We start from the raw sequence: 20,766 nt of genomic DNA on the forward strand, positions 1-20,766 counted from the left end.
CGGCTCGGGAGAGAGAATGTTGCTTACATTGAGGGCTCCTCGGCCAAGCCGGATGAGATTCCGACAAAGCGGGCTGCCGCAAGCCCGAACGCGCAGGGCCCGCTTGGCAAAAACTACAGCTCAGTATGGAGGTCTTCTGCAAAGAAGGCCTATTTTTGGAAAAACAGCCGATATAATGATGAAGTGGACTAAAATGTGGGGTTGGGCAAGCGTTTTGTTGTGGTGTGCCACTGTGCAGGCACAGCAGGGCGCGCCATTTGTACGGGTAGCGCTCAGCCTTGGCAGTTGTGTGGAGCAGCCGGTACTGATGCGTTTTGATGGCAGCCAGTTTTTTCCGGTGGCTGAGCCCGAGCCGAAAGGGGAAGGGCAGTACGAGATCCGTTTGCCGAAAGGCGAGGCGGCTTTCTACTACATTGGGGCCAACAGCCAGAATATGCTCCCGGTCTTATTGGGCAGTGAGGAAGAGGTGCGCATCAGCGGCAATTGCCAAGCACTGCGCAATGCCAGGATCGAAGGCTCCCCCCTGAATGCACGTTACCAAGAGCTGAAGCAGGAGATCACCGCTTTGCAGCAGGAAGGGTATCAGCTCTCCCGCCGCTATGGCACGAGCAAGGAAAAAGCAGATATCGAAGCAGAAATGCTCGCCAACGATGAGGCGAAGCTGGCCCTACTGGAAAAGGCCCGCTCTGAGCACCCGCTCTTTGGGCTCACCGCCGCATTCAATACCTACCTGAGCTACCCCAACAACCGGGAAGGCTATGGGAATGAGATCGAGTATTATGCACAGGCCTACTTTAAGTATGTGGACTGGGAGGCGGCAGAGCTCCCTTACTTCCCTTGGGTGTTCGAAGGGTTCCGGACGTATACCACTACCCTGGCCAGTACCGGCATCAACGGTAAGCGGCAGATCGCTTTTCTGGAGCAGGCCCTGCAGCCTTTGGAAGCCGGGGGCGTAGTGCACAAGATGGCGCTCTCGGGCATTGTTTCTGCAGCCAAGCAGCGCAGCACGGAGGCTTTCCTGCACTTCGCAAAAGCCTATGTGGCGGCTTATCAGGAGCAAGACCCCAATGCAGCAGCGAGCATGCAGCAGGAAATAGAACAGGCGATGGCCTTAATGGAAGGGAGCGAAGCCCCGGATTTTAGCCAACAGACCCCGGAAGGGGAGCTCCTCAGCCTGAGCAGCCTCAGGGGCAAAATCGTCCTCATTGATTTTTGGGCAAGCTGGTGCGGCCCCTGCCGTAAAGAGAACCCCAATGTGGTGAAGCTGTACGATAAGTACAAAAGCCAAGGCTTTGAAATCTTGGGCGTCAGCCTCGACCGGAAAAAAGAAAACTGGCTCAAAGCCATCGAGGCCGACGGGCTGTCCTGGCCGCAGGTGAGCGACCTCAAAGGCTGGCAGAATGAGGTGGCCGCACAGTACGGTGTGCGCTCTATCCCTTATACCGTATTGGTGGACCGGGACGGGACCATACTGGCCCGAAAGCTCCGGGGGCCCGCTTTGGAAGCCAAGCTGGCAGCGCTCTTTGGCGGGGAGTGAGCACATCACATCCTACCTTTGGCAATGGGTGCTGTAGGTTGGCGCAAGCCAGGTTATCGCTTTTGGGGGCTCCCCCTGCCTAGCGGCATGGGGCGCTATGCTACGGGGCTCGCTATCCGCTCGGCCCTACCGGGCTTAGAGCTTTTTGGGATTTTGCTTTTGGAGCGAACGTAGCCAAATTTTGCCCTGATCGAGGCGTTCTGAGGGAACATAGCCTTAGCTACGTGACCGAAGAACAACGAAGAGCAGGACAAAATTTGGCAAGAGCAGCCCAAAGTGTAAAACCCCAAAAAGCTCTTACACCCCTTCGCAGCGCTAGCCCGGCCCCGTCAAGCAGCGGAGAAAGCCTAGGTGCCTGCTACAGTTTGGGGTATGCCGATGTAGGATCAGGGGGGGCAAGGGGCTATCAGGCTCCCCTCCTTTGCTGCAGCCTGCGGTGCACGAATGCAGACCACTCGGCAAAGCGTTTGCCTTTCATCACGCGGGGGAACTTATTTTGCCCGCCGAGTTTGCCCTTAGCGGCCTGCCAGTCGTAGAAGAGCTGAATGGGCAGGATTTCCACTTTAATGCCGAGGAGGCTGTTGCGCTCGGTCTGATAATCGTCATTGACGCGCTTGAGGGCTTCGTCCAACAGGCGAGCGACTTCGGCAGGGCTGACTTCCCGTTCCGTGCCGATATACCAATGGTGTACAAACCGGTTGCCTTCCTGTACCGGCGCCACCGTAAATTCCCGTATGCTCAGGTCCATAGCCTCCTCCACAGCTTGTATGCCCTGATTCATATTGTCTACCGACAAGTGTTCTCCACAAATGCTCAAGAAGTGCTTGGTGCGCCCGCTGATGATGATCTCCGGGTTGCCCGCTTCTGGGAAGCGCACGGTATCCCCGATGAGGTAGCGCCAAGCGCCGGCGCAGGTAGTGAGCAGGAGGGCGTAGTCTACCCCCGGCTGCACTTCCGCTATCGTCAGGGTGTTGGGGGAGCCGATCAGCTGCCCGTCTTCATCGAAATTGGTGCTGTTGAAGGGGATGAACTCAAAAAAGATGCCGTTGTGGAGCAGCAGCCGCATGGCGTTGGTCTCCGGCCGTTGCTGATAGGCGATAAAGCCCTCGCTGGCCAGGTAAGAATCCATGTAGATGAGCGGGCGGTCGAGCAGGCGCTCGAAGCCCTTTTTCAGGGGCTCGAAGGCAATGCCACCGTGTACGCAGACTTCGAGGTTGGGCCAGATATCGTGAATGGTGTTCAGTTGGTGGTCTTCGATGATGCGCTCCATCATCAGCTGCAGCCAGGAAGGGATGCCTACGAGGAACCCGATGTCCCATTCCGGCGCGTGGCGGGAGATCTCCGCGATTTTTTCTTCCCAGCTTTTGATACGGGCAATCTTTCCGCCCGGCTTGTAATAAGGCCGTAGCCAAAACGGCGGCTGACTGGCGTTGATCCCGCTGAGGTCGCCCCGGAAGTAACCGCCCTGATTGTCCAGGTCGCTGCTGCCGCCCAGCATCAGCATGGCTTTGGTGAAGAGGTCGGGGTCTACGTCGAAGTTGGTCAGGGCGAAGAACATCCGCAGGCCAGCGTGCTTCATGGACCGCCGCATATCGTCCGTGACCGGAATGTGCTTGCTCGGTGCCCCTGAGGTGCCCGAGCTCAGCGCAAAGTGGGTCACCTTGCCTGGCCAGCTGACATCTTCCACCTCCCGCAGTGCCATGTGCCACCACTGCTCGTACATGGTGTCGTAGTCGAAGATGGGCACTTTCTCCCGGAAGGCCGGTATGCAGTGCTCGTCCTGTAGGATTTCCCTGAAGCCGTAATATTGGCCAAAGGCGGTATGCTGTGCCTGTTTCAGCAACCGGCGCAGTGTGCGTTGCTGCAATTGGATAGGCGCCGCACGGCGCCGCTTTTGCAATTGTTCCCCCACAGTGAGGCTGCGCTTGATGAGTTTTCCGAAAAAGGCCATAGGCATTTCAGTTTTGGGGCTGTAAACTACGAAAATCTGTGGTGTTGTGCATGGCCCCCGGGCGTGAAGCAAAAATCATGCGCATTACGAAGTGGTATGCATAGCGTGATGTTCTCCAAAAAATTAGCGAAAACGATTATGCGTGAACAATAGCGTTGATTATGCGTGAACCAAATTGCCGCAGGTGTTTAAGCGCGTGTTGGGGCTCTAGCCTGGCATTGGCCTAGCGCTGCGAAGGGGCGGCAGGCCCGACAGGCCCGAGCGGGCAGCGAGCCCCGTAGCATAGCGGCACCTGCCACCGGGCAGGGGCAGGCCCCCTCATATTGTGCAGGGGCAGGCCAAAAAACGATAAGCTGTTTTGCGCCCTTCAGTCCTCAGGGCATGCCACACAGGGGAATTGAGCGCCAGCCACAGCACCAAGCCTGGGAAACTAGGTAACGGCCTATCTTGCCCCAAGCCGGCCATTTACCCATAAACGGTAGCCACCAACTTCCGGCTGCCCCCCTGATTGCGGAATTCACAAAGGTAAATCCCCTGCCAGGTGCCCAAGTTGAGCCGCCCCTTCGTGATCGGAATGGTCACGGAGGAGCCGATCATCGCCGCTTTGATGTGAGCAGGCATATCATCGGGGCCCTCAACGGTGTGGGTGAGGAAGGGGAGGTTTTCCGGTACTACATGGTTGAAAATGCTTTCAAAATCAGTGCGCACATCCGGGTCGGCATTCTCATTGACGGTGAGGGCAGCGGAGGTATGCTTGATGAACAGGTGGAGCATGCCCCGGTCCGGCAGGCTGCTGCCCAGCCTGCGGCTGATTTCATCTGTGATGATGTGGTAGCCCCTTGGCAGGGGGGGCAGGCTGAACTCGTACTGCTGTACCATATCACGCAATATTTAGGAAGGGGCAGAAAAGCGGTTAACGGCGGCCATATTCCGGGCAACGGATATCGCCAAAGTAATACACCAAGCTCACCCCCATGGTGATAAAAGTGTCGTTGTTGTTGCTGTTGCCCCTCTGCGTGCCTTCCCGCCCAATTTGGCTGCCTGCTGTTTCCAGCGAGCGGTCGGACAGGGCCACAGACAGCGGGCCTCGAAGCTGCTCCAGGTCGCCTTTATCTGCATACACGGTGCTGACATCATCTAGGTAATCCGTGAAGAGGCTACGGGCGTTGAGCTCGAAGTTGAGGCTCCATTCATAGCTGAGGTCTACTTTGAAGCCAACCCCGTAGGCCAGCCCACCGCTCACGCTGTAGTATTCCTCTCCCCGGAACTGCCCTTCGGTGCCCAGGGGGCGCAGCTCCACCAGCTCGCCTTCGTATTCTGCTTTGGGGTTGAATCGGAACACGTTGAAGCCGGCCAGGAGGTAGGGCGTAAAGAAATGCTCTTCGTGCCCGTGCCGGTAAGGCAGGAAGTTGAACTCAAACTGAAAGGTGCCATCTACTACATTAGACTGGAAGCTCAGGTTGCGGGCTTGCTCAAAGGGGTTGGAGGAGTTGGCATCGTCGGCCGAAACTTGCAGCACATTGGCGGAAGCTTTGAAGCAAAGCCGCTCATTGAAGTTGTAGCGGGCAACGAGCCCGCCGGCCATGCCCGGGCGCGAAAAGTCGTAGTTCGTATTCAGGTCGCCCAAGTAAAAAGCGCCGCCCAGCCACCCTCCGGCTTCCCAGCCGCGCTGGGCCTGCAGGCTGCCGCCCACGGCGGCAAGGAGGAACAAAAAAAGCATCGTTTGCTTCACTATCTCTCTGTTTTTCGGTTTTCTGCAAAAAGCGGCGCCAAAGGTAAGCCCTTTAGCGCCAGCTTTACGCAAACACAACGGACAAATGCAGGGGTGTGGTATGTCTTGCTATCCAAATCTATTCCACTCCCATCATCCGTTCCCATAGCCTTCCCAGCGCATCTCCAGCCCCTTTCGGCCGCTCCCGGCTCTGCTGTGCCCTCACCGTTCCATTTTCTTCCTTCAGGATAAAATGGAACACAAAGTCTTCCGGCCGCTCAAAGCTGTTGTTGAGGGAGCCAAAGCGGAGGTCGTTGTACTGCAAAGCGGTATCGCCTTTCGGCAAAACACTGTAATACCCATCTGAAAACCATTGCAATACCTCCACATCCCGTGAAGGCGGCAGGCGGTCCATCAGGTGGTGGTTCTTGGGGATAGCCGTGAAATGCGCCACCTCAGGCCGGGCATCGAAAATAGAGTACATGCCGTGGTAATAGGCACTGTCTCCTTCCGCTACGCCCTGCCATAGCAGGTTGTTGAGGATGGTGGGCGAGGTCATGTACCGCTCATAGGCAATGCCCTGCCGCTGTAGGGAAGCCTCGAATACCTGGTCTACCCGGTACTTGTTGTAAAAGGTAAAGAGCAGGTAAATACTGCTGAGCACCAGCCCTGCCCGGTTGAGGGTATTGCGCAGCTGCTGCCTGCGCCGCCCGGCTACCCATGCCCCGAGCAGGCAGAGGAGAAAGGGCAGGGTATAGGCGGGGTCGGCCACTGAGATGTTGTTGAAGGCAACGCGATAGTCGGAGAAAGGGCGCAGCAGCTGTGTGCCATAGGTGGTGCACGCATCGAGCAGAGGATGGGTGAAGATGGACCAGAAAAAGAGCCAGGCCCAGCTTTGCCAGCTCGGGTTGCCCGCCAGGGGCTCCCGTTTGCGCAGCCTGCGGTAAACAAAGCTCAGTAATGGGAAGGCCAGGATGGCAGCTGTGATGGCCAGGGCCACTTTGCCTACCTCCCCGGGCGGCACCGGCATCGTCAGGGAGCCCAGGCCGATCAGGGACAACAAAGATAAAGCAGCCCATCCTGCTGCTTTGCCAAAGCCTTCGCCAGCATATAGCCGGTGGATGAGCCAGCCTAGCGCTATCGGGGCGAGGGCTGCAAAGGCAAAGGAGTGGGTGATGGCCCGGTGAAAGGCCAGGGCACTGATCTCGTCCGTTGCCATATTGGCAAAGACATCCAGATCAGGGATGGTGCCGCCTATCGCGCCCCAAAGCATGGCCCGGTTGCCAACTTTCCTGCCGAGCACGACCTCCCCAACGGCGGCCCCTAGCGTTATCTGTGTGAGTGAATCCATGTAGGTTATGTCTGAGCATTGCCAGCTAGCAAAGCTGCGCGGAAAATGATGGTTCTGCCTTTCATCGGTAATCAAACCAGTAGCAGTAGGATGTTGTTGCGGCTCTTCCTCCGGCAGGGTGCTTTTTTGCAGCCCTGCTGCCGGCCCGTGCCGGGCTAAACGGGCCTACCGTTCAGGTTTGTACCGGGAGGCATCGAGCAGGGCCTGCGCATCGGTCATGCCGAGCAGCTCCGGCAGGGTGGTTTCTGGGTGGCGCTTCATGTACGCCTTGACAATCTGCCAGCCAAGCCAGTTGGCCGTCCGGCCAGGGGCTTCCGGCGGCATGCCAGGAGAGTGGGGGCTATAGTCTACCAGCTTGCGTATGCGCTGCCAGTCGGTGTCGTAAATCAGGTCTTCCTTCAGCAGGTAGGCCCACATTTCCAGCTCATTTGCCGATAGCCATTCTGTCTGAGCGCCTGTGATCTCCAGCTTGATGCTGTCGGGGGTGTAGGGCAATAGCTGATCGAGCACATACAGCTTGCGGCCGTTCATCAGCATCAGGTCGAGGAGGCGCTGCTCCCGGGGCGGTGCGGCCAGGCCGTTGATAAGGGCCTGTACGGTTTTGGAAACCAGGTGCTCAGGGGTGAACGTCCGGGCCAGGTAGCTGGAAAAAGCCGGGTCGTTAGGGTTGAGCTGCTGATAAGGGTAGGTGGGGCCAAGGAAGTAATCCAGGGATACCGCCAGGTCGTTTTCCCCGTAAACAAAAGCAGCGATAGCAAATTCGGAAACCAAGGTGGTGACGGTAGGCAGGGGCTCTTCGGGGAAGTAATGCTGGAAATACCGGAAGGCCTCATCGAAAGAAGCCTTGTAAGGCGAAAAATCGGCGTAGCGCAGTTGTATGGTGTCGTACAAAGCTTGCAGGGGCTCATGGCTTAGGAACCCCTTGAGGTAGGGCCCCGGCCCGTCCGGTGCGACCTGCGGCTGATCAGCCCCCAACAGCTGGTAGAGGTAGATGGGCGCCAGCTCCGGGTAAGCTGCGGTAAGCGATTCAAGTGACTTTTCCATTTGTGCGGTGTCCAATTGGAAAAGCGACTGTTCAAAGCGCCGGATTGGGGTGTCCGCTTCGATGTGGCTGATGTCCGGTACTTGCCGGGGCGCTTCAGATTGACAGGAAAACAGTGAGGACAGGAAAGCTACGGCGGCAAACAATTGCCAGTTTTTTACGATCATAAGTTGTAGTTTTGCACCAGTTTTTTGCGTTAAGAGCTCCAAATATGTTCTAAAGGAGCAGGCCCCGCCTTAGGTGGCCCGCAAAGATGCAGCAGCAGAAAGGAAATGACAGCTTATTCAGCCTGTATTCTGGCACCATAAAAATCAGACGAAGAATGAAAAAATTTGTTGTATTTGCAACCCTGATATTTGCCGTGGCCATGGTAGGGCAGGCGCAGCAGGCCGTCCGCTTTGGTTTTCAGCTCAGCCCCACCTTCAATTGGATGTCTACTGACGACAATACCGTCAATACCAACGGCACCAATCTTGGCCTCAAACTGGGCCTCGTAGGCGAGTTTTATTTCCAAGAGAACTACGCTGTGACCACCGGGCTCGGCTTTTCCTTCAACAGCGGCGGCACCCTCCTCCACGATAGGGGCGGTAGCTATTGGGCCAATTCCGAAGTGCCGGAAAGCTGCCGCTTCGAAATGGAAAATGGGCCAGGCTCCAACCTTAAGTATTCTATTCAGTATGTAGAGATCCCCGTGGGGCTCAAGCTGCGCACCCGCGAGTTTGGCTACATCCGCTACTTCTTCGAGCCCAACCTGGGGCTGGGCTTCCGGACTCAGGCCAATGGCGATATCCGCAACTCCGAAGATCAGGATGCTTGTACCGATATCAATATCCGCAGCGATGTGGGGCTGTTCAACGTCTTTTGGGGCGTTGGCGGCGGCATTGAGTACAGCGTTTCCGAGAGCACTTCACTGGTAGCCGGCCTGGGCGCACAGTTCGGTTTTGTGGATGTGACCAAAGACGATGACCTCGTTTTTGTGGATGGCAGTGGCTCCAACACCGCCAAAGAAGACAGCAAAGGGGTGGTGCGCGGCATCGTCCTCCGCCTTGGGGTCATGTTCTAGCAATAAGCTGTATTGGGCTCTCCCCTTTTCCAAAGGCTGGAAAAACCTTACCTTTGCGGCAATTTCAGGCCTTGCCGCAGGCACCGCCCGTGCCAAGGCTGCCGGCCAAACCAAACCGAGTTTTCTATGTCAAACGATCATGATGCCCTCGACGCTTACCTCACATCTTTCATCCCGCAGGCACTGCAAGAAGATGTAGGGGAGGGAGACCATACCTCCCTGGCTTGTATCCCCGAAGGCGCACAGTCCACCGCCCGGCTGTTTGTCAAAGACCCAGGGGTGATTGCAGGGCTTAGTGTCGCCAAGGCCATTTTCCTCTACGTTGACCCCCGTGCACAGTTCGAAGCTTATGTCAGCGACGGGCAGGCGGTCAGCTACGGCGAGGTGGCTTTTCAAGTGACTTGCAACGCACAGGCCCTGCTCAAAGCGGAGCGCCTCGTCCTCAATACCATGCAGCGCATGACGGGCATTGCGACCCTTAGCAACCGCTTCAAGTTTGAAGTGGAAGACCTGCCGGTCACCATACTCGATACCCGCAAGACTACCCCCTTGATCCGCCCCCTCGAAAAGTTGGCGGTCAAGCTGGGCGGCTGTACCAATTACCGCTTTGGGCTCTATGATTGGATCATGATCAAAGACAACCATATTGATGCCTGCGGCAGTATCTCCGCGGCCATCGAAAGGGTAGCTGATTACAAAAAACGTACCGGGAAAGACTTGGGCGTTACGGTAGAGGTGCGCAACCTGGTCGAGCTGTACGAAGCCCTGCAAGCCGGGCAGATCAACCGCATTTTGCTCGACAACTTTGAGCTCCCCCTTATGAAAGAGGCTGTCGCTATCGTGGACAAAACGGTGGAAACGGAAGCTTCGGGAGGGGTCAACATCCACAATATCCGTGAAGTAGCACAGACCGGCGTCGACTTCATCTCTGTGGGCGCGCTTACCCACAGCGCTCAAAGCCTCGACCTCAGCCTAAAAGTGGTCAAGGAAGTGGAAGTGTAAAAAATCCCGTCTTGAGCGAAATAAAAAAGCAGCCTGCCGTACCATACGGGGCTGCTTTTTTCGTGAGCTTGCTTTGCGGGCTCAAGCCAGCGGATAGCCGCTAAAGGTCATCCAGGCCAGAAGGGCAAAGGAAGCGAGTGCCAGCCAGAACCTTAGGTCCCGGTAAATGGCGGGTGTGTTGTGTTGCATCTTTTGAAGTTGGTTGGTTGAAAACGCTAAACCGGGAGCCAAACGGCCCAAAAGAGTACGTCCATAGCCCGGTCAGTGCTTTTACTTCAAAAAAGATGCCATAGTGGTTTTTTATAATACGAATATGTAGCTGCGGGGGGAAGGTTTGGGCGCGCCCCTCTCTTTTCAAGTAATAAATAAAGTGAGCCGTTCCTGATGTTAAAATAGCCGATCCAATGCCCGTTGAGAGGGGCCGCTACGCTTCGGGGCTCGCTATCCGCTCGGCCCTGTCGGGCTTGATACCCCTCCGCATCGCTCGCGCAGGCAGGCAGGGCATCAGCCCTGTGCCAGCCCCTCGTTGATCTGCCGTACGAGCCCTGGCCCTTCGTAGACCAAAGCGGAGTACACCTGCACCAGGCAGGCCCCTGCATCCAGCTTTTCCCGGGCGTCGGCAGCACTGTGGATGCCGCCCACGCCGATAATTTTCACCGCCCCGCCTGATTGTGTGGAGAGGTAACGGATGACTTCCGTAGCGCGCTGCCCCACGGGCCGGCCGCTCAGCCCTCCCGCCCCGATTTGCTCCACCGTTTGTGCAGCGGTTTGCAGCCCTTCCCGGCTGATAGTGGTATTGGTGGCAATCAGCCCGGCAATGCCCGTCTCCGCCACGATGTCGAGGATGTCGTCCAATTGCCCATTGGTCAGGTCAGGGGCAATTTTCAGCAGGATAGGCTTGGGCGCAGGCCGGGCCGCGTTGAGCTGCTGCAGGTGGTTGAGCAGGCGGGCAAGGGGCTCCTTGTCCTGTAGGTCCCTAAGGTTGGGCGTATTGGGCGAGCTGACGTTGACGACGAAGTAGTCCACATAAGGGAAAAGCGCCTCGAAGCAATAGACGTAATCGTTGACGGCTTCCTCGTTGGGAGTATCCTTGTTCTTTCCAATATTGCCCCCAAGGATGAGCCCGGGGGGCTTGCCGTATCGTTTCAGCCGGTTGACCAGCGCATCTACGCCATCGTTATTGAACCCCATCCGGTTGATGAGCCCTTCGTCGGCAGGCAGGCGGAATAGCCGGGGCTGAGGGTTGCCGCCCTGTGGCCTTGGGGTCACTGTGCCCACTTCAATGAAACCGAAGCCGAGGTGGGCCATGCTGCGGTAGTGCTTGCCGTCTTTGTCAAAGCCGGCCGCCAGGCCAACGGGGTTGTTGAAGTGGAGCCCGAAGAGGCTCCGCTCCAAGTTGGGGTGCCGGTATTGGTACAGCCACCGGAAAATAGCAGCACCGCCGGGCAGGCTCAGCGCTAGGTTGAACAATCGCAGCGTAAGGTGGTGGGCACGTTCCGGCTGTAGCCGGAACATCAGGGGTTTGAGCAGGGTACGGTACACGGCTTTTAGCTGCAAAGAAAAGGATTTTCCCGGAGAGGGGCAGCCCGGCAGGCCCGCTTTGGGGCATAAAAAAAGGCCAGGTAGAATAACTACCCAGCCGGAATCATAATCCCAAAAACTATTCTTATAGCAATATCCTTAGCGGATATGTATATTCAAAATATTAACCTTTCACAAATATACTCAAATGTTCATTTGCAGCCAAATAAAAATGAAAGGCAACCCTAAAAATTAACGCCCTGCCGGCTTTTATGCTTCCTCCTCAGCTCTCACAAGTAGCTGAAAGCCATTGCCGTGGATGTTGACAATCTCAATGTTGTCATCCTTTTTGAGGTACTTGCGCAGCTTGGTCACAAAGACATCCATGCTGCGGGCAGTGAAGTAGTTGTCCTCTCCCCAAATTTGGGTGAGGGCTTCAGAGCGGGGCAGGATGTCGTTCATATGTATAGCGAACATGCGCAAAAGCTGCGCCTCCTTCGGGGAGAGCTTGCTCTCCTCCTGCTCAGGCCCATCGGGGTCAAAAGTGAGGATGCGCAAGGGGAAGTTGAAGTGGTATTTGCCGATGTTGAACTCTTTAGCATCCGCTTTGGGGTCTGCTTTCCCTTGGCTGCGCTTCAAGATGGCCTGAATGCGGAACAAGAGCTCCTCAGAGTTGAAAGGCTTGGAGATGTAGTCGTCGGCTCCGATCCTGAAGCCTTTGAGCACATCGTCCTTCATGGTTTTTGCCGTAAGGAAAATAATGGGCACATCTTGGTCCTGCTCACGGATTTCCTTGGCCAGCGTAAAGCCATCTTTTTTGGGCATCATGACGTCAAAGATGCACAGGTCATAGGTGCCCTCGCCGTATTTTTCCAGGCCTTGGGCCCCATCTGTAGCCAATGTCACGTCGTATTCGTGCATCTCGAGGTAAGAGCGCAGTACGTCGCCAAAGTTTTGGTCATCCTCTACCAGGAGTATCTTGTGTTCTGCCATAGTTAAGCATTTTCTTGCAGTAGCCGGGCCAAGCACCGGCGGGGTTCAAGTAGGGTTAAAGATAGCCGCTCGGGGCTGTTGCCGCAGGGCGTTATGCCCGTTCGTTGTGCCAGTATTAGAGCGTGTTGGGACTTTAGTAATCGGTCTGTCCCGCTAGACAGCGGGACACTTTTCCGCTTATGCTTCGCCCCGAAAATCCTTCCCGCTTTTGTGCATCAAAAGCGGGACTTGGCTCAACTCCGGTTTTCGGGCCTCGTCTAATCAAAAAATTGCTAGTTTTCGACTAGAAGGCCAAAATCCCAACACGCGCTTAATGTTTAAACGGGAAAAACAAAATAAAAGTGCTTCCCTTCCCAGGTTCGCTTTTGACGTCTATCTGCCCTTTGTGGGCAGTCATCATCGCTTTCACATAGCTCAGGCCGAGGCCGAAGCCTTTCACATCGTGCAAATCGCCGGTATGTACCCGGTAAAATTTATCAAAGATGTGCTTGCGCTGTTCCTTGTTCATGCCAATGCCTTTATCGGCTATACTGACTTCCACCCCGTTGGGCACGCTCCGCGTGGCAACCGTGATGTCCGGCTCATCGGGAGAGTATTTGTTGGCGTTGTCCAGCAGATTGTTGATGATGTTAGAAATGTGGATACTGTCCCCTTCAATCATCGGGTTGGCTGCGTTCAGCTCAGCGGTGGCCTGCCCGCCTTTTTGCTCTACCTGCAGCCCGATATTCTCGACTGCGCGGTGGATGATGTCGTGCAGATTGACGTCAGAGATTTTCAGGGAGAAGTCCTTTTTGTCAAGCAGCGCCATCTGCAGCACTTTTTCCACCTGACTATTCATACGTTTATTTTCCTGTTTTATTATGTTGGCAAAGCGGCTGACTTTATCTGCCTTGCCGGCAATAATAGGGCTGGTGATGGAGTCAGCAGCTAGGGAGATGGTGGCGATCGGCGTTTTGAACTCGTGCGTCATATTGTTGATGAAGTCGGTCTTCATAGAAGACAGCTTCTTTTGGCGGAAGATAACGTTGATGGTGTACGCGAAGCAGAAGAGGATTATGGCGGTAAAAATAATGGACCCGATGAAGTTGAGCCAAAGCGAGCGCCACACGAAGCTCGTCCGCTGCGGGAAGTGGATCATCAGCATACCGGGGGAGGGGTTCTCTTCCGGGAAAAGGTCTACTTTATAGCGGGAGTTGAAGATGGTCTGAAAGCCGGGCAGCAGCTCCTTGGGGTGGGCATCTTCCACCACATAGTGCCCGTCGGCGATGATGAAGCTGTTGCTGCTGCGGGAGAACACTCCATAAGTGTATTCGGTATCTATGCCCCGGTTGGAGAGCTCTCGTTTGAGGAACTTGTCGAGCTGCTGCAGCTTGATGCGCTGTTCGAGGGGGAACTCCCGCGCACTTTGCTCAAAGTAGACCATGAGGGTACGGTAGGTGTCCTTTCGGGCCTTGCACTCCGGGGTATTGCAGTTGTTGGACAGCTCTGTGATCAGCCATTCGAACAAGTCGTTGCGGTTCAGGGCGCTGCCGTTGCCGGGCAAGGGGAGGTTTTCCCATACTTTGCCGGGCGGCCGTTTCAGCGGGCCGCCGTTGCTGAACTCCCGCGTCTCTTGAAAATATGCGGCGCTGAAGCCGTTCAGGGAGTTGTTGAGGATGTCTTGGCTCTCTTCCACCTTAAGCCTGCGGGATACGGAGTTGAGGGCGGCATAAATATTTTTTTCAAAGCGGGCTTCATTGACCTGCACAGCGGTGCGGATGAGGTCCATTTGTAGGATAACTACCCCGAGCACGGCTGCGCTCATCAGTCCGATAATGGCCCATATTGCTTTTTTATTCATGGATTGTACCCCTTTTGTTAAGGCGGTGAAATACGGTTTGCACCTTTCAAATTAGGGCATAACCATCAGTTGCGCAAATTTATGGCTCGCGCGTTGCTGGTAATAGTTACAATTTCAGCCCGGCAAAGTTACGCTTAGGGGCAGGCCCTGTCTGTGGTTTAACAGACCTTTAACGAAGCGTAAAAAGGACGGGCGGCACAGCCCAAAGCCCGTACCGCCCGTCCTTATGTTAGGTATGCCCGGTTGTGCTACAAGTGCCGCTCGGCGTGGTAGCTTGAGCGCACGAGCGGGGAGCTTTCCACAAAAGCAAAGCCCTTGGCGAGGCCCACTTCCTTGTACTCTGCAAACTTGTCCGGGTGCACAAACTCCACTACATCGAGGTGCATTTTGGTAGGCTGCAGGTATTGCCCGATCGTGAGCACGTCGCAACCATGCGCCACGAGGTCGTCCATTGTCTGAAACACCTGCTCGTCGGTCTCGCCCAGGCCGACCATGATGCCGGATTTGGTCCGCTTGCCGTAGTCTTTGGTCCGCTGTATCTGCTCTAGGCTGCGCTTGTACTTGGCTTGCGGGCGCACTTTACGGTAGAGGGCTTCCACCGTTTCCATATTGTGGGAAACCACCTCCTGGCCAGCGCTGATCATGCGCTCTAGCGCGTCCCAAGTCGCCCGTACATCAGGGATAAGGGTCTCTATGGTCACCTCTGGTGTACGCTCTTTGATGGCGCGCACGGTCTGATACCAGATTTCTGCCCCCCGGTCTTTGCGCTCATCGCGGTTGACGGAAGTGATCACAGCGTGTTTGACCTGCATGAGGTCTATAGCTTCTGCTACCCGGCGCGGCTCGTCCTCGTCGTATTCCGGCGGCCGGCCAGTTTTGACAGCGCAGAACGAGCAAGAACGCGTACAGGTATTGCCCAAGATCATAAAAGTAGCGGTGCCTGCGCCCCAGCATTCCCCCATATTAGGGCAATTGCCGCTTTGGCAAATGGTGTGCAGGTTGTATTCGTCAACGAGGTTGCGCACCTTTTTGTAGCTTGGCCCAATAGGTAGCTTGACCCGCAGCCAGTCGGGTTTTTTCCGGCGCTGCGCTTTACTTTCAACGATTGGTAATTCCAGCATGGGAATGTCATTTATGGTGCTGGCCAGCAACAGCCGGCCTTGGATAATGAAGAGTGCCCTAGGGCACAAGCGCTGATGTGCCGCTCATTCCCCCTAACACCCGAACCCTGCTCAGGGTTGTAGCGGTACCAGGCCGTTACCAGCGCTTGCCAAACTGCAAATTTATATAAAGATTGAGAAAAAGAGACTTGTTCTCGCTGTTCGCCACCTGAGGCGCATCTACCATAATGGGCATCGTCTGCATAAAAAAGTCTGCCTGTACGCCGGCTTCGAGGGCTTTCACAAACTCATCGAACGCCCCCCAGTCAAAGTGTACGGCAAATTTAGCATGCAGGCCGGGCACCGCACGGATTTCCCCCAGCCCCTGTGCGAAGCCAGAAGAGCCGTAAATGCGGCTGATCTCTAGGAAAGTATTGGCGTTCTGTTCGGAATATTTTTCGCTTCGGATCACAAAATCATCCACCTGCCCAGGCTCTGAAGACCGGATGAGCTCTAGGTAATATGGCTTCAGCAGCCCTAGGGTTGCCCCTCCGCTGTAGCTCAGCCCCACAGCCACGCCCCTCCGTTTGGCTTTTTCTGAAAAGTAGCGCTTTTCCCCAAAGCCGCCCCGCAGCACAAAGAGGTTGTTTTGCTTGCCGAAAACAAAAGCCCGCGAGACCCGTGCCGACTGCCGCTGAAAATCGAAGCTTTGCCGGTACTCTTTTGGGTGTTTGAGCTCGCCGATTTCGAAGTTGAGGAAGCGGGTAAGGTAGTAGGTTTTGATCTTGCCGATATTGACGCCGATGGCGAACCCGTCCGTCTGCAGGATCTTGAGATCGGCGGTCACCTCCCGGTCATAAACAATACCCGCAGACTCTTCGTAGATGTTTTGGTTGGTCTCGAAGGTCTGTTGTGCATAGAGCCCGCCTGAAGCGGACAGCAAGGTCAGTAAGAGCAGAATTTTTCTCACAGGCGTAAATTTTTAAGGGCGACGGGTTGAGTTAGGCGTAAGGAAGGGCGCTTAGCATAGGTTTGGAGCTCGTTCCTGATGGCCAATCAACGCCTTATGAATAGCTTTTCATTTAGCCCGCTAAGCTCAAGTTTAATGGCTTTGTCGGCCATGCTGGCAAAGCAGATAGGCATAAATCCTTGATTTTTATGATGAACCCGCTCCAAACAAGCTTTTCAATTGATGGTGGCAGGGGGTAGACAACCGCTGCCGCCATAATAATACATTGCTCAGGGCTAAAGGTTTATGCCGGGCTTTGCTGTTCCCGTGAAAAGTAAAAGAAATGACGCCCTGACGGCCAGCGCCCTTGGTTGAGCTACTCCAATTTAGGCAAAATTGCCAAATAATGTTAGGGCAGCAGATGAATTATGGCCAGCTTTTTTTCAGCCCTGAAAAGGGCAACCTTTACCTTTGTGCCATGCAGCAGCCTATATGGATATATACGGAAACAGACACGCCCCGGGTTCGCTATGCTTTCCGGCTCCTGTTTGAGCACATTATGCCTATGCCCTACCGTTTGGTCTCTGACAAGGGGGCTTTTGTTGGCCGGGGAAGCGCCCCCGGGCTGAGTTATCAGCTTTCCCCTCCGGATGATGGCACGGCTTGGCTGCCTGCCAACGGGCTGCTGTGGGAGGATGGGGTAAGGCGCGTTGAGGCCAGGGTGTTCCGGTGGTCAGGAGTCCCTGTAGGCTTTCCTTGCGGAGAGGGGCAGGGCTGCTTGCCGTTCGACTGGCCGGCTTGGGTTTTCTATCTGGCTGCCCGCTATGAGGAATACCTGCCTTTTCGGCCCGATGAGCACGGGCGCTTCCCGGCTTCTGGCAGCCTGGCCGCCCGCGAGGGCTTTTTGGCCCGGCCAGTGCTCCAACAGTTGGCCCGGGCAGTTTGGCCAGTGCTGGCCCAAATTGCTCCGGGGCTGAGCCCCTCCTGGCCGGCTTATCATTTCCGGCCTACCTACGATATAGACTTGGCCTGGGCTTACCTGCACCGCCCGGCTTGGCTCACTGCGGGGGCTATAGGGAAAGACTTGCTGACCTGCAACTGGCAGAGCTTGCGTCAGCGGAGCGCTGTGCTGCTGGGGCAGGAGCCCGACCCCTACCATACTTTCAGCTGGCTGGAGGGCAAGCACCGGGCGTACAACCTGTCGCCGCTCTATTTTTTCCTTTTGGGCGATTATGGGCCTTATGACAAAAATATATCCCCTAGCCGGCTAGCCTACCGCCAACTGCTGGCCAGCCTGGCCAGCAGTTTTGATACCGGGCTACACCCTTCTTACCGTTCCAATACGGTGCGCGGGCAGCTGGCCCTCGAGGCAGCACGCTACTACGAGATCACGGGCCAGCCTGCGGCCCGCAGCCGTCAGCATTACCTTAAGCTCCGCCTTCCGGATACCTACCGGCATCTGGTTGGGCAGGGCATAGGTGAAGACCACAGCATGGGCTTTGCCGATCAGCCTGGCTATCGGGCAGGGCTGAGCGTGCCTTTCCCCTGGTACGACCTCGGGCAGGAAGCCGAGCTTCCGCTAATGGTGTACCCTTTCCCAGTGATGGACGCCACCCTGCGGCAGTACATGGGGCTTTCGCCTGAAGCGGCTTGGGGCTATCTGCAGCAAATGATAGGCTATGCCCGGGAGGATGGGGGCAATTTCTGGCCATTGTGGCACAACAGTTCTTTCTCATCAGCCCAAGGCTGGAACGGCTGGGCGGGCCTTTACGAGCGGCTGTTGCAGTACGCTTCCAGCCAATGACCAAAATCAGCCTGGCGCTCATCCGCAAGTATGGCCAAATTCCGCTATTTTGCGCAGGCAGGACAAATACAGCAGCTTATGATTTATGACCTCAGCCAACAGCCTTCAGTGGCTAGCCACTTCATCGCCGAACTGCGGGATACCCGCGTTCAGCAAGACCGCATGCGTTTCCGCCGCAACCTCGAACGCTTGGGGGAAGTGTTCGCCTACGAGATCAGCAAGACCCTTGAGTACTCGCCCAAAATGGTAGAGACCCCTCTGGGGGAAGCTGCTGTCGAGCAATGTGCACAGCCATTGGTGCTCGGCACCATCCTGCGTGCAGGGCTGCCTCTTCATCAAGGGATGCTGAACTATCTGGACCATGCAGAAAATGCTTTTGTGTCTGCTTACCGCAAGCACCATAAGGATGGCACCTTTGATGTGCACGTAGAGTACATCTCCTGCCCGCCCCTCGAAGGCAAAACGCTCATTTTATGCGACCCCATGCTGGCTACCGGCGCATCTATGTCTTTGGCCGTAGAGGCGCTGAAAGCATTCGGGGAGCCGGCTTCCCTCCACATCGTCACGGCTGTCGCATCTACTGCAGGAGTTGAGCACATACAGCGTGTGCTGCCCGATGCCCATCTTTGGGTAGGGGCTATAGATGAGGAGCTGACCGCCAAATCTTATATCGTGCCTGGGCTGGGCGATGCAGGCGACTTGGCCTATGGCGAAAAAGTACAGGATTAAGAGCAATCGGGTTGCAGCCTGCAAGCTCTTTCACGGAACGGCATAAATGCTACCCTAGCACCTCTAAGCCAGGTACTTGCCTACAATAGGCATGCGGCGCCCCATGCCAAACGCTTTTTCGGACACCCTCAGCACCGGTGCCATCTGATGGCGCTTGAACTCATTGATGTTCACCAGGCGGAGGACCCTGCGTACGAGCTGCTCGTCGTAGCCCCGCTCAATGATGTCCTGAGGGCTGAGCCGCCGCTCAATGTACTGGAACAGGATTTCATCGAGGTCCTCGTACTCCGGCAGGCTGTCCGTGTCTTTCTGTCCGGGCTTGAGCTCGGCAGAAGGGGGCTTGGTAATGATGTTGTCCGGTATGACCTCTTCGTCGCGGTTGATGTACCGGCAAAGCTCGAATACCTCCGTTTTGTACAAATCTCCTATGACTGAGAGCCCTCCGCACATATCCCCATACAGGGTGCCATAGCCCACTGCTACTTCGCTTTTGTTGGACGTATTGAGCAGGATGTGCCCAAATTTATTGGAAAGGGCCATAAGCAGGTTGCCCCGGCTCCTAGACTGCAAGTTCTCTTCAGCTATGTTGAACTCAGTGGCCCAGAAGTGCGGCTTCAAGGCTTCCATGAAACTTTGGTAGATGGGCTCGATGGGAATGAGGTCATAGGGTGCGCCAAGGTTTTCCGCCAACTTCCGGGCATCGGTAACGGAGTGGCCAGAAGAGTATTGTGAGGGCATGAGCACCAGGCGGACATTCTTTGCGCCAAGCGCGCGTACTGCGAGCACTGCCACGAGCGCAGAGTCTATCCCACCGGACAGCCCTAGTATGGCCCGTTTAAAGCCCAGCTTTTTGAAATAGTCCCGTATGCCCATCACCAGGGCATCGTGTATCAGGCGCATTTTATCGCGTGGCTGCAGCCGTTCCCGGCCGCCTGCGGCCACTTCATCCAGGTCGTAAACCCGCAGGGCTTCTTCAAAATAAGGGAGCTCGTCGAAGATTTTGCCATCGGCTGAAGCAGCCAAGGAGCCACCATCGAAGAGGATTTCAGTCTGCGCCCCGCAGTGGTTCACATAAAACATAGGGATGCCGTAGCGTTCTACATTAGCGCGCACCACTTTGGTGCGTGCATCGGCCTGCGTATAACTGAAGGGGGAAGCGGATAAGTTGAGGATGAAGTCAGGTGCCTGCCGGATGAGCTCGTCCATAGGGGAAATGGTGTAAAGTGGGTTTTCGTTGCCGATGTTCCAAATGTCTTCACACACGGTCAGGGCAATTTTTTTGCCTTGGTACTCCACGACTTGCCAAGAGGAAGCCGGCTCGAAGTAGCGGTACTCATCGAAGATGTCATAGGTGGGCAGCAGCGTTTTGTGCTGTGTATGCAAAATTTGGCCTTCATGCAGGAAGCATGCAGCGTTGTAGAGGTCTTTGCCTTCTACACGAGGGTTGGGCACGGGCGTGCCCACCACAACGGCAATACCGCGGGCGGCATCGGCCAGCCGCTGAACGGATTCCTGTGCCATTTCAACAAAATCTTCAAACTCCAGAAAGTCTCTTGGAGGGTAGCCTACCGTTGCCAGTTCGCTGAAGCAGATGAGGTCTGCGCCTTGCGCTTTGGCCTGGCCTATAGCAGTGAGCATTTTCTGGGTATTCCCTTCAAAGTTGCCGATGTGGAGGTTGAGCTGGGCAATGGCTATTTTCATGGTTGTCTGTTTTTGGGTGTTCCCTGAAGAAGACCGCATACGGGGCAGCAACCTGATATGGCACAGGCCCTCCTCAGGTATGGGCTGCCCGGCATAGCAAGCTGCAAAGGCGTAAACCAAAATGTCGCTAGCGTTTAGCCTTGCCGGCTTTAGGGTGGAGCCGGCCTAGCGCTGCGCAGGGGTGGCCGAAGGCTAGACCCGACGCCTGTAGGGCGAGGGGCCGAGCGGGCAGCGAGCCCCGTAGCATAGCGGCTCCTGCCCTGTGGCAGGAGCAGGCCCCTATCCCACGAAGCAGGCTGGGCAGGCCAAAAAAAAAACGGCAATCTGGTTTGCGCCCGGCTGCAAAGGTAATCCTCTCTGCCGTCATTCGCTTTGGAGGGGAAGAAAATTTCCTGGGCTTTTGCCTTGTTGCCCGAGCTGGAATTCCCTTTGGCTTTTTACTACCTTTGTAAATACAGCCTGTGCTTTAGGC

At 55.9% G+C, this 20,766-nt stretch carries 16 protein-coding genes; 5 read left to right on the forward strand and 11 right to left on the reverse strand.

The annotated features are described in order from the left end of the window. Nucleotides 1–175: 175 nt before the first annotated feature. A complete protein-coding gene (locus FRY97_RS15585) occupies nucleotides 176–1,537 on the forward strand; it encodes a peroxiredoxin family protein (protein ID WP_246141760.1) in 1,362 nt (453 codons plus the stop codon). A gap of 406 nt (nucleotides 1,538–1,943) precedes the next feature. Here FRY97_RS15585 and FRY97_RS15590 read toward each other — a convergent pair whose 3' ends face one another. From FRY97_RS15590 to gldB, 5 genes are all read right to left on the reverse strand, one after another. Next, a complete protein-coding gene (locus tag FRY97_RS15590; RefSeq protein ID WP_147168488.1) occupies nucleotides 1,944–3,488 on the reverse strand; it encodes a GH3 family domain-containing protein in 1,545 nt (514 codons plus the stop codon). 465 nt (nucleotides 3,489–3,953) lie between these two features. Further along, nucleotides 3,954–4,367, reverse strand: coding sequence for a secondary thiamine-phosphate synthase enzyme YjbQ (locus FRY97_RS15595; protein ID WP_147168489.1), 414 nt, complete (start codon nucleotides 4,365–4,367; stop codon nucleotides 3,954–3,956). 34 nt (nucleotides 4,368–4,401) lie between these two features. Further along, nucleotides 4,402–5,220, reverse strand: a complete 819-nt coding sequence (porG, locus tag FRY97_RS15600) for a type IX secretion system protein PorG (protein ID WP_246141761.1) — start codon at nucleotides 5,218–5,220, stop codon at nucleotides 4,402–4,404. A gap of 118 nt (nucleotides 5,221–5,338) precedes the next feature. Further along, entirely contained in the window at nucleotides 5,339–6,550 is a 1,212-nt protein-coding gene (locus FRY97_RS15605) for a metal-dependent hydrolase (RefSeq protein ID WP_147168490.1), read from the reverse strand. Between the two features lie 165 nt (nucleotides 6,551–6,715). After that, nucleotides 6,716–7,759, reverse strand: a complete 1,044-nt coding sequence (gene gldB, locus FRY97_RS15610) for a gliding motility lipoprotein GldB (protein WP_147168491.1) — start codon at nucleotides 7,757–7,759, stop codon at nucleotides 6,716–6,718. A gap of 155 nt (nucleotides 7,760–7,914) precedes the next feature. Between gldB and FRY97_RS15615 the strand changes: the two genes are divergently transcribed. Both FRY97_RS15615 and nadC read left to right on the forward strand, forming a co-directional pair. After that, entirely contained in the window at nucleotides 7,915–8,655 is a 741-nt protein-coding gene (locus FRY97_RS15615; protein ID WP_170254684.1) for a porin family protein, read from the forward strand. 126 nt (nucleotides 8,656–8,781) lie between these two features. Continuing rightward, nucleotides 8,782–9,657 carry a carboxylating nicotinate-nucleotide diphosphorylase gene (gene nadC, locus FRY97_RS15620; RefSeq protein WP_147168493.1) on the forward strand — a complete coding sequence of 292 codons (876 nt, stop codon included), beginning with the start codon at nucleotides 8,782–8,784 and terminating at the stop codon, nucleotides 9,655–9,657. A 504-nt stretch (nucleotides 9,658–10,161) separates the two neighbouring features. Here nadC and FRY97_RS15625 read toward each other — a convergent pair. The 5 genes from FRY97_RS15625 to FRY97_RS15645 all read right to left on the reverse strand — a co-directional run bounded on the left by FRY97_RS15625 (nucleotide 10,162) and on the right by FRY97_RS15645 (nucleotide 16,081). Beyond that, nucleotides 10,162–11,199, reverse strand: coding sequence for a quinone-dependent dihydroorotate dehydrogenase (locus FRY97_RS15625; RefSeq protein WP_147168506.1), 1,038 nt, complete (start codon nucleotides 11,197–11,199; stop codon nucleotides 10,162–10,164). 249 nt (nucleotides 11,200–11,448) lie between these two features. Then, a complete protein-coding gene (locus tag FRY97_RS15630; RefSeq protein WP_147168494.1) occupies nucleotides 11,449–12,171 on the reverse strand; it encodes a response regulator transcription factor in 723 nt (240 codons plus the stop codon). 310 nt (nucleotides 12,172–12,481) lie between these two features. Further along, entirely contained in the window at nucleotides 12,482–14,011 is a 1,530-nt protein-coding gene (locus FRY97_RS15635; RefSeq protein ID WP_147168495.1) for a sensor histidine kinase, read from the reverse strand. Nucleotides 14,012–14,259: 248 nt separating this feature from the next. Further along, nucleotides 14,260–15,132, reverse strand: coding sequence for a lipoyl synthase (gene lipA / locus FRY97_RS15640; RefSeq protein ID WP_147168496.1), 873 nt, complete (start codon nucleotides 15,130–15,132; stop codon nucleotides 14,260–14,262). Nucleotides 15,133–15,268: 136 nt separating this feature from the next. Further along, nucleotides 15,269–16,081 carry a hypothetical protein gene (locus FRY97_RS15645; RefSeq protein WP_147168497.1) on the reverse strand — a complete coding sequence of 271 codons (813 nt, stop codon included), beginning with the start codon at nucleotides 16,079–16,081 and terminating at the stop codon, nucleotides 15,269–15,271. Between the two features lie 385 nt (nucleotides 16,082–16,466). On the opposite strand from FRY97_RS15645, the gene FRY97_RS15650 reads away from it, so the two are divergent. Both FRY97_RS15650 and upp read left to right on the forward strand, forming a co-directional pair. After that, nucleotides 16,467–17,864, forward strand: coding sequence for a polysaccharide deacetylase family protein (locus tag FRY97_RS15650; protein ID WP_147168498.1), 1,398 nt, complete (start codon nucleotides 16,467–16,469; stop codon nucleotides 17,862–17,864). Between the two features lie 78 nt (nucleotides 17,865–17,942). Further along, a complete protein-coding gene (gene upp, locus FRY97_RS15655) occupies nucleotides 17,943–18,593 on the forward strand; it encodes a uracil phosphoribosyltransferase (protein ID WP_147168499.1) in 651 nt (216 codons plus the stop codon). Nucleotides 18,594–18,656: 63 nt separating this feature from the next. Here the strand turns inward: upp and FRY97_RS15660 are convergent, their stop codons facing one another. Next, complete coding sequence (locus FRY97_RS15660) at nucleotides 18,657–20,294, reverse strand: NAD+ synthase (protein ID WP_147168500.1); 1,638 nt, start codon at nucleotides 20,292–20,294, stop codon at nucleotides 18,657–18,659. Between the last annotated feature and the right edge of the window lie 472 nt (nucleotides 20,295–20,766).

It is taken from the genome of Phaeodactylibacter luteus (assembly GCF_007993045.1).
GTDB lineage: Bacteria > Bacteroidota > Bacteroidia > Chitinophagales > Saprospiraceae > Phaeodactylibacter > Phaeodactylibacter luteus.

Excerpts from the sequence above, each read along its gene's own strand:
- upp (WP_147168499.1), top strand. The coding sequence starts at position 17,943 with ATGATTTATGACCTCAGCCAACAGCCTTCAGTGGCTAGCCACTTCATC.
- FRY97_RS15660 (WP_147168500.1), bottom strand. The coding sequence starts at position 20,294 with ATGAAAATAGCCATTGCCCAGCTCAACCTCCACATCGGCAACTTTGAA.
- nadC (WP_147168493.1), top strand. The coding sequence starts at position 8,782 with ATGTCAAACGATCATGATGCCCTCGACGCTTACCTCACATCTTTCATC.
- gldB (WP_147168491.1), bottom strand. The coding sequence starts at position 7,759 with ATGATCGTAAAAAACTGGCAATTGTTTGCCGCCGTAGCTTTCCTGTCC.
- FRY97_RS15605 (WP_147168490.1), bottom strand. The coding sequence starts at position 6,550 with ATGGATTCACTCACACAGATAACGCTAGGGGCCGCCGTTGGGGAGGTC.
- FRY97_RS15615 (WP_170254684.1), top strand. The coding sequence starts at position 7,915 with ATGAAAAAATTTGTTGTATTTGCAACCCTGATATTTGCCGTGGCCATG.
- lipA (WP_147168496.1), bottom strand. The coding sequence starts at position 15,132 with ATGCTGGAATTACCAATCGTTGAAAGTAAAGCGCAGCGCCGGAAAAAA.
- FRY97_RS15585 (WP_246141760.1), top strand. The coding sequence starts at position 176 with ATGATGAAGTGGACTAAAATGTGGGGTTGGGCAAGCGTTTTGTTGTGG.
- FRY97_RS15650 (WP_147168498.1), top strand. The coding sequence starts at position 16,467 with ATGTTAGGGCAGCAGATGAATTATGGCCAGCTTTTTTTCAGCCCTGAA.
- FRY97_RS15595 (WP_147168489.1), bottom strand. The coding sequence starts at position 4,367 with ATGGTACAGCAGTACGAGTTCAGCCTGCCCCCCCTGCCAAGGGGCTAC.
- FRY97_RS15630 (WP_147168494.1), bottom strand. The coding sequence starts at position 12,171 with ATGGCAGAACACAAGATACTCCTGGTAGAGGATGACCAAAACTTTGGC.
- FRY97_RS15635 (WP_147168495.1), bottom strand. The coding sequence starts at position 14,011 with ATGAATAAAAAAGCAATATGGGCCATTATCGGACTGATGAGCGCAGCC.
- FRY97_RS15590 (WP_147168488.1), bottom strand. The coding sequence starts at position 3,488 with ATGGCCTTTTTCGGAAAACTCATCAAGCGCAGCCTCACTGTGGGGGAA.